The sequence below is a fragment of the Acidobacteriota bacterium genome (genome assembly GCA_034211275.1).
Taxonomy (GTDB): Bacteria; Acidobacteriota; Thermoanaerobaculia; order Multivoradales; family JAHZIX01; genus JAGQSE01.
This window is the reverse complement of record JAXHTF010000190.1, coordinates 1-12,959: the sequence shown is the minus strand read 5'-3', so window position 1 is coordinate 12,959 and position 12,959 is coordinate 1. Positions and strand designations below refer to the sequence as shown.

The 12,959-nt window shown below is 68.9% G+C and carries 10 protein-coding genes; 6 read left to right on the top strand and 4 right to left on the bottom strand.

Annotation, left to right across the window (positions count from 1 at the left end):
* Window positions 1-110 precede the first annotated feature (110 nt).
* Window positions 111-641 (top strand): metal-dependent transcriptional regulator, encoded by a 531-nt coding sequence (locus tag SX243_21155; GenBank protein ID MDY7095493.1) that lies wholly within the window; start codon window positions 111-113, stop codon window positions 639-641.
* 28 nt (window positions 642-669) lie between these two features.
* Here the strand turns inward: SX243_21155 and SX243_21150 are convergent, their stop codons facing one another.
* Entirely contained in the window at window positions 670-3,084 is a 2,415-nt protein-coding gene (locus SX243_21150; GenBank protein MDY7095492.1) for an ABC transporter permease, read from the bottom strand.
* 318 nt (window positions 3,085-3,402) lie between these two features.
* Here SX243_21150 and SX243_21145 point away from each other — a divergent pair, with 318 nt between their 5' ends.
* Window positions 3,403-3,840, top strand: a complete 438-nt coding sequence (locus SX243_21145; GenBank protein ID MDY7095491.1) for a phosphate ABC transporter substrate-binding protein — start codon at window positions 3,403-3,405, stop codon at window positions 3,838-3,840.
* 45 nt (window positions 3,841-3,885) lie between these two features.
* On the opposite strand, the gene SX243_21140 is transcribed toward SX243_21145, so the two are convergent.
* Complete coding sequence (locus tag SX243_21140) at window positions 3,886-6,402, bottom strand: thiamine pyrophosphate-dependent enzyme (protein MDY7095490.1); 2,517 nt, start codon at window positions 6,400-6,402, stop codon at window positions 3,886-3,888.
* A 353-nt stretch (window positions 6,403-6,755) separates the two neighbouring features.
* On the opposite strand from SX243_21140, the gene mtgA reads away from it, so the two are divergent.
* The 4 genes from mtgA to SX243_21120 all read left to right on the top strand — a co-directional run bounded on the left by mtgA (window position 6,756) and on the right by SX243_21120 (window position 10,522).
* The gene (mtgA, locus tag SX243_21135; protein MDY7095489.1) at window positions 6,756-7,610 is read left to right on the top strand and encodes a monofunctional biosynthetic peptidoglycan transglycosylase; all 855 of its coding nucleotides are present in this window, start codon (window positions 6,756-6,758) and stop codon (window positions 7,608-7,610) included.
* Between the two features lie 58 nt (window positions 7,611-7,668).
* Window positions 7,669-8,673, top strand: a complete 1,005-nt coding sequence (locus SX243_21130) for a tetratricopeptide repeat protein (protein ID MDY7095488.1) — start codon at window positions 7,669-7,671, stop codon at window positions 8,671-8,673.
* Window positions 8,674-8,774: 101 nt separating this feature from the next.
* Complete coding sequence (locus tag SX243_21125; protein ID MDY7095487.1) at window positions 8,775-9,842, top strand: NAD(P)H-binding protein; 1,068 nt, start codon at window positions 8,775-8,777, stop codon at window positions 9,840-9,842.
* Window positions 9,839-10,522 (top strand): CPBP family intramembrane glutamic endopeptidase, encoded by a 684-nt coding sequence (locus SX243_21120; GenBank protein ID MDY7095486.1) that lies wholly within the window; start codon window positions 9,839-9,841, stop codon window positions 10,520-10,522. The genes SX243_21125 and SX243_21120 overlap by 4 nt, the downstream gene beginning before the upstream one ends.
* On the opposite strand, the gene SX243_21115 is transcribed toward SX243_21120, so the two are convergent.
* Window positions 10,506-11,891, bottom strand: a complete 1,386-nt coding sequence (locus SX243_21115) for a saccharopine dehydrogenase C-terminal domain-containing protein (protein ID MDY7095485.1) — start codon at window positions 11,889-11,891, stop codon at window positions 10,506-10,508. The two genes, SX243_21120 and SX243_21115, sit on opposite strands and share 17 nt — an antisense overlap.
* Before the next feature lie 25 nt (window positions 11,892-11,916).
* Complete coding sequence (locus SX243_21110; protein MDY7095484.1) at window positions 11,917-12,933, bottom strand: hypothetical protein; 1,017 nt, start codon at window positions 12,931-12,933, stop codon at window positions 11,917-11,919.
* Window positions 12,934-12,959 lie beyond the last annotated feature (26 nt).

Below are 12,959 nucleotides of genomic sequence, written 5' to 3'. Positions count from 1 at the left end.
GCCGATAGTCCATACCAAGGCTGCGCTTGACCCACTCCCGAACTTGTCTGGTAAGGTGACAAACTTGAGCGGGTGGTTTCAAGGTTTGATTGAGGCTGGTTGGCAGACGATTGAAGAAATTTGACGCCGGCCGCAAGCTGGCGGTGCGGGTGCTCCGGCGCCACCGGCTGGTGGAGCTCTTTCTGGTCAAGATCATGGGGATCAACTGGACCGAGGTCCACGAAGAGGCGGAGGCTTTGGAGCACGTGGTGTCAGAGCGTCTGGTGGCGCGCATGGACGAGATGCTCGGCTTTCCCGCCGTCGATCCTCACGGTGATCCCATCCCCAGCGCCGAAGGAGTGGTGCCCAAGGCCGAGTATCAGGATTTGCTCAGCTGCGAGCTGGGGGCGCTCTGCCGGGTTGCCCGGGTGCGAGACCAGAGCAGCGCCTTCCTGCGCTTGGTGGAGCGCCAGGGGCTGATGCCCGGCTGCCGAATGACGGTGGAGGAGCGGGATGCGGCGGCGGAGACCGTGGAGCTACGGCTTCTGCCCGGTGGCGAGCGGGTCAACCTGGGCTTTGGAGCGGCGTCGAAGATCTTCGTCGAGGCGGTGCCGGCGGGGTTGCGACAGGAAGAGTCCGCGGAGCCGGCGATCCGGCACTGAGCCCCGGTCCCTCCCTCGTAGCCCTCATTCACTCATAGCGCAGCGCTTCCGCCGGATCGATGCCGGCGGCGCGGCGGGCGGGGAGCAGGCAGGCCAGGAGCCCGGCGACCACCAGCACCGCCACCGCGGCGGCGAAGCTCCAAGGATCCCGCAGCTCGACGCCGTAGATCATCCCGCGGAGCAGCGGCATCGCCACCACCGAGACCCCGACGCCCACCACCGCTCCCAGCAGCACCGGCTTCATCCCCTCCCTCAACACCCAGCTCAAGAGTCCCCGGCGGTCCGCCCCCAGGGCGCCGCGGATACCGATCTCCCGCCGCCGCTGGCTGACCGAATAGCTGGTGACGCCGTAGACGCCGATGGTGGCCAACACCAGAGCCAGACCACCGAAGAGTCCCAGCACCAGGGTGTTGAAGCGGGGCTGAGCCACGGCCGAGGCGACCACCGCTTCCATCTTGCGCAGATTGAACACCGGCAGCCCGGGGTCGACCTCTGCCAGGGCGTCCCGCAGCGTGTTGGCCAGGGCTTCCGGACCGCCGGGGCCGCGGACGAGCACTGTGGTTTGGCGCATGGGCTGCTGCAGCTCGGGGAGGAAGAAGGTCGCGTTGGAGGGATCTCCGAGGCTGCGGGTGCGGGTGTCGCCCACCACGCCGACGACGGTGAGCCATTCGGCCTCCGGATTGTCCGGCGCTCCGAAGGTCAGGCGCTCGCCCACCGGATCCTCACCGGGCCAATAGCGCTCGGCGGCGGTCTGGTTGATCAACACCACCCGCGGAGCCCGGGAGTCGTCTCGCAGGGTCAGGGCGCGGCCGCTCTGCAGCGGAACCTCCAGCAGCTGCAGGGCGTTGGGGCTGACGGCGTGGATCACCGCCAGCGGTGCCTCGTTGGGCCCCGGCAGCGGACGGCCTTCGATGGAGAAGACCAGCACGCTCATGCCGCGGCCCATGAGCAGCGGGGACACGGTCCCCACGGCTTCAGCCCCGGGCAGCAAGGGCTCCTCCTGGCCGATACCCAGGCGCTGGTAGAGGCGCTCGTAGAAGAGCCGCAAATCGTCCATCTCCGGGTAGTCGTTGGGAGAGGGGCCGAGCTCCGCCAGCATGACTCCTTGGGGATTGAACCCGGGACTCACTGCGGTGAGCTCGGCGAAGCTGCGCAGCAGCAGGCCGCCGCCGGCGATGAGCACCACCGCCAGGGCCACCTCCACCAGCACCAGAGACTGGCGTCCCCAGCGGCTGCCACCGATCTGCGAACGGCCTCCTTCCTTGAGCGCCGGGGCGAGGTTCGGCCGGGAGCCGCGAAGTGCGGGGATCAGGCCGAAGATCAAGGTGGTGAGCAGCGAGAGGGCGAAGGCGAAGATTAGCACCCGGCTATCCACCGCCACCTCCGAAGCGCGGGGGATGGCGTCGGGGTTGAGGGCCAGCAGGGCCCGGGTGGCGCCCAGCGCCAGAGCGACGCCCAGGATTCCGCCACCCACCGCCAACAGTGCGCACTCCAGCAGCACCTGGGTGATCACCTGGCGCCGGCTGGCACCGAGAGCGGTGCGCACGGCGATTTCTCGCTGGCGGGCCGAGAGCCGTACCAGCAGTAGATGGGCGACGTTGATGCAAGCGATGAGCAGCACCACCAGCACCGCCGCCAGGAGGGTGTAGAGAGCGTCGCGGGCGTCGGCCACGAAAAGCTCCCGGATGGGCTCGATGCCCGCTCCCCAGCCGGTGTTGGTGTTCGGGTACTCGATGGCCAGCTGGTCGGAGATACGCTCCAGCTCTTGCTGGGCTTGCTCCAGGCTGACGCCCGGTGCCAGGCGGCCGAAGACGCGGATGAAGTGGGCGCCGCGCAACTCCTCCGGCGACTCGAAGGACAAAGGCAGCCAGATCTCCCGCTCCAGCAGCGGATGCTCCGGCGCGACTCCGATCACCGTGTAGGCCTGCCCGTCAATGCGTACCGTGCTCTCGAGGATCGACCGATCGCCGCCGAAGCGGCCCCGCCACAGGGTGTGGCCGAGGACCACCACCGGCGTCGCTCCGGGTTGGACGTCGTCCACGCTGAAGCTGCGCCCCAGCACCATGTCCAAACCGAGGGTGGAGAAATACCGCTCCGTGACCAGCTGTCCCAGCAGCCGCACCGGATCACCATCCCCCACCAGATTGAACTCACCGTTCTGCGCCGCCGCCAGCTGGGAGAAGCTGGTGGTGTTCTCCACCCAGTCCAGGTAGTCCGGCGGCGAGACGGTGAAGCGAGGCAGGTCGAGATCGAAATTGTGCTGCCAGATGTGCACCAGCCGATTCGGCTCCGGCACCGCCACCGGCCGCAACAACACTCCGTCCACCACCGTGAACAGCGCGGTGGTGGCGCCAATGCCCAACGCCAAGGTCAAGAGCGCCGCCAGGGCGAAGGCCGGCTGATGCCGCAGGCTACGGAAGGCGAGTCGGAGTTGATGTCCCATGATTGTTGCTCCCTATCGTAACCCGGGCGTGGGTGGATCGTAGAAGAATAGAGTGGGTGGTGGAGCACCGTCGGGAGACGGCCCCCGGGCTGGTGATCGATATTTCTATGGTCCGGTGGGGGCGATTTGTTCTACACTAGGATTATCCATCGCCGTGGGTGCCCTCCTTCGTCGCATGCTGCTCGTCGAGCGGCCCGCCGTCGAGGGCACAGAAAAGGTCCTTCCCCCCCGGGACCCAGCGGTCCAGATACGGCCTGCTTTCTTCAGGGTTTCGAGGTGACAGGCCATCGGCACTTGGAGTGATCTAGAATGTTCTTGATGAAGCGCAAAAGACTTTTCTTGCTGGCTCTGCTCCTCGCGCTGCTGACGATCTCTCCAGCGTCGGACGCGCAGACCGGATTCCAGCTCATCGTCAACGAGGACAACCCGTACCAGTCCGTCAGTCGCGACCAGGCCGCTGACTTCTTCCTCAAGAAGGACACCTCCTGGGAGGACGGAACGCCGGTGGAGCCGGTGGACCTGTCCAAGCCGGCGTCGGTTCGCGAGGCGTTCTCGGAGACGGTGCTCAAGCGGAGCCCCAACGCCATCAAGAAGTATTGGCAGCGGCAGATCTTCACCGGGCGCAACTCCTCGCCGCCGGAAAAGGGCAGCGAGGCCGAGGTCATCGCCTTCGTGCGCGACAATCGCGGGGCCATCGGCTATGTCTCCACCGGGGCTCGCCTCGGGGACGGCGTGCGGCGCCTCGATCTCAACTAGGCCAAGTCTCAACGGAGCTCGCGCGGCCTTTCGCTCGACACTCCCTCAATATTCCAACAGCTTGCGGGCAGCGGTAGCCATGCGCTCCTTGCCCGGCAAATACTCGCGCTCCAGCGGCGGCGAGTAGGGAACCGGTGTGTCCAGGGCGCCGAGGATGCGTACCGGGGCGTCCAAATATTCGAACGCCTGCTCCTGAATTTTCGCCGCCAGGCTCTCGCCGATGCCGCCGGTGCGGTGGTCCTCGTGGACGATGAGCACCCGGCCGCAATGGCCCGCCACCGCCAGCGCCGCCGGCAGATCCAGCGGGGCCAGAGAGCGCAGGTCCAGCACCGAGCACTGGGCGCCGTCCCGGGCCAGCTCCTCGGCGACCTCCAGGGCCAGGTGGACGGAAGCACCGTAGGAGAGGATCGCCAGATCCGAGCCGGCGCGGCGTAGGGCAGCCCGCCCCAGGGGTACATGCCCCGCCGTCCCCGGCAGTGGCGGGGACGCCTCGAGGCGCTGGCGCCGCCGCGGGTCGCGGTAGAGGGCGATGTGCTCGTAGAAGAGCACCGGATCCGGATCCGCCAGGGCGCTGAGAAAGAGGGCGCGGGCGTCCTCCGGGGTCGAGGGAGCGACGATCTTGAGGCCCGGCACGCGGTACAACCAGGCTTCCGTATTCTGGCTGTGGAAGGGGCCGGCGGAGCGCAGTCCGCCCCAGGGCAGGCGCACCACCATGGGCACCGAGGCGCCCCAGCGGTAGCGCAGCATGGCGGCGTTGTTGACCAGCTGATTGAAGCCGGTGGCGACGAAGTCGTTGAATTGGATCTCCGCCACCGGGTGCATGCCCGCGAGGGCCGAACCCACCGCGGCGCCGAGGATGGCGCTCTCCGCCAGCGGAGCGTTGACGATGCGCTCTCCCAGCTCGTCGAGGAGTGGGCGCAGCAGCAGGAAGGCGTTGCCGTAGGGCGCACCCACGTCCTGGCCCAGGACGAAGGCCTCGGGGTCGTGACGCAGGCCTTCGCCGATGCCTTGGGTCAGCGCTTCCAAGAAGGTTGCTCCGTCGGGGTCGAAGGGGCTGCCGGCCTCGACCTTCGGCAGTTCGGGGAAGGGCGGTGCCGCCGCCGGACGCTGGTCGAGGATCTCCACGTGCCGGCGCCGGGGCTCGTCGGCGAGCACTCCCCGGCCGGCGACTGCTGGCTCGGGCCAAGGGGCGGCGACCAGGCGCTCGGTGGCCTCGTCCACCACCGCCGTCACCTCCTCTCGCAGAGCCTCCAGCTCCTCCGAGGTCAGCAGGCCGGCCTCCATCAGCCGCTGGGGGTAGGTCACCAGCGGATCCTTGGGAGCCCAGAAGCGGAAGGCCTCGGGGTCGCCGTAGCCGCCCTCCCGCAGCTCCGGATACCCCCACCCCGGCCGCGGATCGTGGCCCAGATAGAGGGAGTCGTCGTGATGGGCGTGGCCGCATATGCGCAGCGCTACCAGCTCGACGAGGGTTGGCCCCACCCCTTGGCGGGCGCGGAGGGCGGCCCAGGCGAAGGCGGCGGCGATGGCCTCCGGGTCGGTGCCGTCGACGGTGCAGGCGGGGACGCCGTGGCCCAGACCCCGGTCCGCAAAGGTGCGCACCGCCGCCTGCTGGTGCACCGGGGTGGAGAGGGCGGTTTGGTTGTTCTCCACGCAGAAGACCGCCGGCAGGTGCCGGGCGGCGCAGAAGTTGAGGGCCTCGTGCCATTCCCCCAGCGAGCTCCCGCCCTCGCCGATGAAGGCCACGGCGATACGGCCTTGTTCTTCCCGCTGCATCGCCAGGGCGAGGCCGGTGACGGTGGCGGTGGCGATGGACAGGGGAGCGGTGGGGGGGAGGATGCCGCGGGAAAAGTCCCCCAGGTGCAGATCCTTGCCGTCCATGGGCGGTCCGGCCTTGCCGCCCTGGGCGTTGAGCAGCCGAAAGACGCCGTCGGCGGAAGGATCCATGGCCAGGGCGACGCCGGCATCGCGGATCAACGGCGCCACCACGTCGCCGCCCCAGGAGCCGTCGTCCCGCCGATGGCTCTCGCCCCGCCGCAGCCGTAGCGCCGCGCCATAGACCGCCTCCTGACCCAAGGAGCGGAAGCCTTTGCCCTGGAAGGGCCGGTTCTCGAAGCGCAGCTCGCCGCTGGTGAAGAGGGTCTTGAGGCGGCTGTCGGCGGCGCGGGTCAGCAGCATGCCGCGGAGCAGCTCCCGGCGCTCGTCGGCGGTGAGGGAGGCGCGAAGAATCTCCCGCCGAAGGCAGCCTGTCACCGCCGCCACCAGCTCGTCCCGGGCTTGCCCCAGTCGTTCCGCCACCGTCACCCCGGGGATGGTCTCCCCTAAATGCTCCCCGCTGGCTTTTTCCAGGCGCCCCTGGAGGGCTCGGGTCAGCCCGTCGGCCACCCGCCGAGCCAGCTCCTCCAGGTCGCCAGCTCCAGGACCGGCGGTCACGGCCTGATCGAAAACCTCCAGGCAAAGCTCCAGAGCGTGGGGATGGCGCTCCGCCACGAAGGCGCCGAGGCGGCGGCGGAGGGTGCCGAGGCTCGGCTGCAGCGGGTTGGGATCTGGGGGAGGGGACGGCATCTTCAGAATTTCCGCCGTCGATGCTAGCAGTCGGGGGGACTTCTCGAATCACCCGCGAGAATGAAAAATAGATCTTTGCGGTCGGGGGTATTTTCAGGACAGTTTCTGTCGCCCCTCCGGGGCTTGGGAGATCTTCGGATCGCATACCCGGGGCTTGCGCCCCGGGCTAGATGCCTCCGCCCCTCCGGGGCTCGGGAATTCCTCGGATCCCATACCCGGGGCTTGCGCCCCAGGCTAGATGCCTCCGCCTCTGCGGGGCTTGGAAGATCTTCGGATCGCACACTTCGTCAATGCAGTAGTCTGCGGCTACGAGCCAGCCCAAGAGAATTTCCGCACACGGAGCCGACTACGCCATGGACCCCCACGACGAGCAGGAATCCCCCCGACGGTTGGAGCCGGAGTCCGCTGCTGCGGAGGCCGGGGAGGCTCCGGCGCCGGAGGCGCAAGAGAGTGCGCAACCAGGGGCGGGAGACCGTGCGGAAGAGGAAGGTGGCAGGCCCCGGCCGCGGTGGGGCCGGCGGGTGCTGTGGGGGGCGCTGGCGTTGTTGGTGGTGTCGGTGCTCTACCAGCTCGTCACCTGGCCGGACGTGGCGGAGCTGGCGGAGGCGAATCCGGAATCCACGGCGTTCATCGACGCCTACGAGAAGCGCGCTCGGCGGGCCGGTGAGGAGCCGGCGGTGCGCTGGCAGCCGGTGCCCTACTCCCAGATCTCGCCGCACCTCAAGCGGGCGGTGCTGGTGGCGGAGGACATCGGCTTCTTCGATCACCAGGGCTTCGCCACGGAGGAGGTGAAGGCGGCGCTGAAGGCGACGTTGGAGGAGGGCAAGCCGCTGCGGGGAGCCTCCACCCTCAGCCAGCAGCTGGTGAAAAATCTCTGGCTCTCGCCGTCGCGCAACCCCTGGCGCAAGGTCAAGGAGGGGCTGCTCACCATGCAGCTGGAGCGGGAGCTTTCCAAGCGGCGGATCCTGGAGCTCTATCTCAACGTCGTGGAGCTGGGGCCGGGGATCTACGGAGCGGAGGCGGCGGCGCGGCATTATTTCGGCAAATCGGCCTCGGCCCTCAGCGTGGCGGAGGCGGCGGCGCTGGCGGCTTCGTTGCCTCGGCCTTCCAGCTGGCATCCGGGGAGCGGCAGCCGCGGCTATCAGAATCACATCCAGCGCATCCGGCGCCGCATGGACAAGGCCACCTGGCTCTGGAAGGTGATCTGAGCCCCGGCGGGTCAGGGCGGTATGATCAGCGGACTATTGTTCTGCTGAAGGAGACATCATGCGCGAAGGATCCGTCGAACCCGTTCTGGTGAATCATTGTCGCCGGGCTGCTGTAGCTCTGGTGGCCCTTGGCTTCGTTCTGGCGTCTTGGTGGGCTGTAGCTCCCGCTGTGGCGCAGGAAGCCCCATCCCCCGAGGCCCCATCCCCTCAGGCACAAGCCATGGCGTTGATCCAGGCCGAGAAGTGGGACGAAGCGGCAGCGAAGCTGGAGGCGCTGCTGGCGGAGGATCCTTCCCAGGGCGGTCTGTGGATGATGCTCGGTCAGGCGCAGCTGCGCCGGGGTGAGGCGGAGGCGGCTCTCGAAGCCTACGACCGCGCGGCGGAGGTCGGCACTTCGCCCTTGGGAGTCGCCTATCGCAAGGCCGGCGCCTACGCCACCCTGGGACGGGCGGACGAAGCTTTCGCCGCCCTCGACGTGGCCCTGGACCGGGGCTTCCCGGTCCCCGACCGCCTGCGCACCGACCCCGACCTGCAGTCTTTGCAGCAGGATGAGCGCTTTGAGGCGGCGGTGCAGCGGGCGGAGGTCAATGCCCGCCCCTGCGCCTTCGACGAGGTCTACGAGCAATTCGATTTCTGGCTCGGGCGTTGGGAAGTCTACGGCCCCAACGGCCAGCTGGCGGGACACAACCACATTCAGCGGACGGAGCAGGGCTGTGTGGTGGTGGAGAATTGGCAGTCCGCCTCCGGCAGCACTGGCCGCAGCGTCAATTTCTATGACCCGGGCCTGAAGGTCTGGCGCCAGATCTGGACCGACAGCCGGGGCACGGTGGTGGACGTCAGCGGCAAGTTCGAGAACGGCGCCATGCGCTTCGCCGGCGAGCACCGCTATCCCGACGGCCGGGTGGTGCCCTACCGCATGACCTTCACTCCCAACGAGGACGGCACCGTGCGCCAGCTCATCGAGGAGTCGCCGGACGGTGGCGAGGAGTTGGGGGTGGCCTTCGACGGTCTCTACAAGCCGGTGGAGGACGCCGAGGCGGACGCTGCAGCCGGTGACTCCTGACCTGCGGCTCGCTCGCTGATTTGGTGGGCTGGCGCCCACCCTGCCGATGCTGTAGGAGGACCGGATTTCACCGCCGGCTCCGGCTCGGATAGCCTCGGGTGGTGAGCGAAGAATCTCCCCACACCCACCGGGACCCCGGGGCGGAGAATGCGTCTGGGGAAGTGCTGCTGACCGGGGCCACGGGCTTCGTCGGCCGCCATCTCTATCCTGCCCTGGAGGCCGCCGGTTATCCCGTGCGCTGCGCGACCCGACGGCCCGATGCGGCGGCCCGCCGGCGGCCGGAGCGCCGCTGGGTGCGCCTCGATGTCGACCATCCGGAGACCTTGGTTCCGGCTCTCGAGGGCTGCCGTTTCGCGTACTTTCTGATCCACGAGATGGGCGGCGACGGGCGCTACGAGGAGCGGGAACGCCGTGCCGCCGAGGCGTTTTCTGCCGCCGCTCACGAGGCCGGCGTCGAGCGCATCGTCTATCTCGGCGGGGTGGCGCCGGCGGGCGAGGCCTCGCGCCACCTGCGTAGCCGCCTGGGCACCGGCGAGGTGCTGCGCTCCGGCCCGGTGCCGGCGCTGGAGCTACGGGCGGGGATGGTCATGGGCGCCGGCAGCGCCAGCTGGCAGATGGTGCGGGATCTGGCGGCGCGGCTGCCGGCGATGATCTTGCCCCGCTGGCTGCGCAATCATTCTCAGCCGGTATTCATCGACGACGTGGTGCTGGCGCTGCTGGCGAGCCTCTCCTTGCCGCTGGCGGAGAGCCGCTGGCTCGATCTGCCGGGGCCGGAGGCGTTGACCCACCGCGAGCTCCTGGAGCGGGTGGCGGCGCGGCTGGGTCGCCGGCCGCTGCTGCTGGACGTGCCGGTGCTGACGCCCAAGCTGTCGAGCTATTGGATCGCTCTGGTGACCCGCACCCGCTGGGCTCTGGCCCGGGAGCTGGTGCAGGGGCTGACCTCGGATCTGCTGCCCTCCGGCGAGAGCGTTTGGGACCAGCTGCCGGCCCCGTGCCTTCAGGCTCGTCCGACGGAGCTCGAGAGAGCCATCGAGCTGTGCCTATCGGACGAAGAGGCCCTGAAGGACGAGAAGAATCCCGAGTCTCCGAGCCCCGCCGCTCTCCGCCGCCTCCGCGCTCTGGCTCACGACTGGACGCAGCAGAGGGCCGCTCCGGGCGGCGCCTCATGAGCCGGTCCCGGGAGCGGGATCGAGCTCCGGCAGCTCCAGCCTGGCGGCTCTACGCCGCGGTGGCGGGATCCTGCCTGCTCTTCGCGGCGGCGCTGGCGACCCGGGATCGGGTCAGCGTCTGGCTGTCCACCGGCATGGCGGCGGCCCTCGCCATGACCCTCTGCTTTTGGGTGGACGGCCCGGCCCTGCGCCGGCTCTTCCGAACCCGGCCGGGCAACGTGCTCCAGGGGCTGGCGGGGGGTGTGGTCATGGCTCTACTCACCCATCTCCTCTACCCGGTGACGGTGGCCCTGCTGCCCAACCTGGCGCAGCAGGTGCGCGGGCTCTACGCCGACCTGGCGGCACCGCCGGGGTTGGTGGCGGCGCTGCCGGTGCTGGTCGTGGTGGTGGTGGCGGAGGAGTGCATCTGGCGCGGCGTTCTGATGGATGCCGTGCTGGGGAACGCCGCGGGCGGCCGGCGGATGGTGGCGGCGGTAGTCCTCAGCAGCCTGATCTACACCCTGCCCCAGCTGGGCAGCGGCTCGCCGGTGCTCTTTGCGCTGGCCTTGGTGTGTGGCCTGGTGTGGGCGGCGCAGCGGTTGTGGAGCCGCAGCTTGGTCACCCCCACCCTCACTCACCTGACCTGGAATCTGCTGGTCTTCGTCGCCTTCCCGCTGGAGCGCGTCAATCCACCGGTGTGACGTGCTCCTCGATCTCCAGACCGCGCTGCGCCAGGGCCTCGAGGATGGGGTCGGCGAGCTGCTCCGACACCGGAATGTGAACTCCCGTGAGGCTGATCCGGTCGTCGAGAATCAGGCCGCTGGCGAGACCCGCCGGAGTGCCCACGGTGCGCGCCATGGCGGAGTCGTCACCGGCGGTGCCGTAGGCCACTAGCCGCTTGGTGACCTGCTCGTTCCGGCCGGCGGCATTGACGGTGAGGAAGTGGTGCTCGAGGACCACCATGTCCCGCTCGCCGGGGGCGTATTGCATGCGCTGCTGGAGCAAGTGCGCCACCAGGTCCAGGGGAGCGCCGTACTGCGCCGGCAGCGGCTGGGAGGAGAGAAGGCCGAGCCAGCGGAAGCGCTGCGCTACCTCCTGCGCCGAGATCGCCTGCAGTGGGGAGGAGGCTTCCGAGGGCGCTTCGCCAGCGCTCTTCTCGAGCCTCTCGGCGAGGGCTCCGGCGAGCTGCTCTTCGCCGCTCCCGGTGCCTCCCTCCAGGCCCAGTCGATGGGCTAGCCATTCGCCGTAGGTGGCGCCGGCGTGGTCGCGCTCTTCCAGATCCAGCAGGTCGAGCTCCAGCAGGGCGATGAGGGTGCGCGCCCAGCCCGGGTACCGGAAGGTGCCGCGGAAGAGATCCGGAACCTCCTCCAGGTGGTAGGGCTCGCGGTATTTGAGCGAGTCGCGGGTGGGGTAGACCTCGAGCTCGCCGATCCCCGGCACCTGCGCCGAGCGCAGGGCGTCGGGGTAGTAGGGGTGGGGATGCTCCACCACCTTGCCGTCCTGCAGGTAGCGCACCGAGCTGCGAGCGGAGAGCAAAACTCCTCGGGGGCTCCAGCTGAGCTTGTAGCCGAAGGGGTTGTCGTTGGCCTCCGGCGCCGGTAGTCCGCCGCAGTAGGAGGTGAAGCCGAGGATCTCGCCGCCCTCTCCGCGCACCCGACGGATCACTTCCATGGCCATCATGTGGTCGATGCCCGGATCCAGGCCGGTCTCGTTGAGCAGCAGTACGCCACGCTCCCGGGCCTGGGAGTGGAGGGCGCGCATACCGTCGCTGACATAGGAGGAGGTGACCAGCGGCACCCGCGCTTCCAGACAGCACTCCGCCACCGCCACGTGGCAGTCGGCGGGGAGCAGGCTGATCACCACGGCTGCGTCGTTCACAGCCTTCTGCAGGGCGGCGCGGTCGCTGATGTCCAGCTCCATGGCGCTGGCGTGGGGGCGCTGGGCCACCAGCTCCTCGGCGCGCTCGATGTTGAGGGCGGCGACCTGGACCTCCGTGTCGGGCCGCTGGGAGAGCTCGTCGAGGAGGGGCTTGACCACCAGGCCGGCCCCGAGAACCAATGCTTTCTTCATCGCGCTTTCCTTTTTGCTGACTCGGTCAAGACTCGGCTCGGACGTGTTCTTCGAGATAGCGATAGCGGGGGGTGAGCTCGCCGCCATGGGCGATGACCGCGTTGAGCACCGCCGCCGGCAGCGACAGGTGCTCGAAGCTGACGTCGTAGTCCGCCGCCACCAGACCGGATAGGAAGGGGAAGAGGGAGTCGCCGAAGCTGTCGGAGGCGTCCCGGGGGAATTCCGTCGGCAGATTGTCCACCGCCAGCACCACCGGGCCGTGGCCCTCGACGCCGTCGGTGGCTTCGCCGGTTTCCGGATCGTAGACATAGACCGGCTGCTCCGGGGTGGTGGTGCGCACGGTGGCTTCCACCGAGCCCTCGATGTCGCAGGAAAGGTCCGCGATCACCCGCAGTCGCGGCGGCTGGCCTCGCCACAGCTCTCGCAAGTTGCCCCGGGTCACCAGCTTGGGGTGCCCCGGTTCCCAGTAGATGCCGTTGACCAGGACGGTCAGGTGAGGCAGATGGCGACTGAATTGGAAGCGGTCCTGGCGCCGGAAGACGACTTTGTAGATGGCTCGCCGGGAAGGGGCTTCGGAGGTGCTCAGGCGCTCCAGGTCGCTGGGCTCGATTTCCACCACCGGCAGCCGGTCGAGAATCTCCTGGGCACCCTGGGAGACGTTGCCGCCGCCGGTGAAGCCCACCACCAGGGGGTGGATGGCCCGGTCGATGCCGTGCTCCCGGATCTCCTGCCCCACCTCTTCGGCGAGGAAGCGCTCGGCGTCGTCGACGCTCCGATACCGGTGCGCCGGCTGGACGGCGGCGAAGGGAGTCTGGATGCCCTCGTGCTCCATGCGCCGGCCGAAGGTCCACAGCGCGTCCACCATCCCGGCGTAGCCGGCGTGGCGGCCGAAGAAGATCAGCCGGCGGTCGAAGCGGTCGACGATGGGCTCATAGTCGATGAGGGTGCAGCGCTTCTTCAGCACCTCCCGCAGCAGGCCCATATTCTCCGGCTGGCCTTTGATCACGTGGGAGAAGCACAGATGGGGCTTGGCCGCCTGCAACAGCTCCTCCGGGATGTCACGTCATT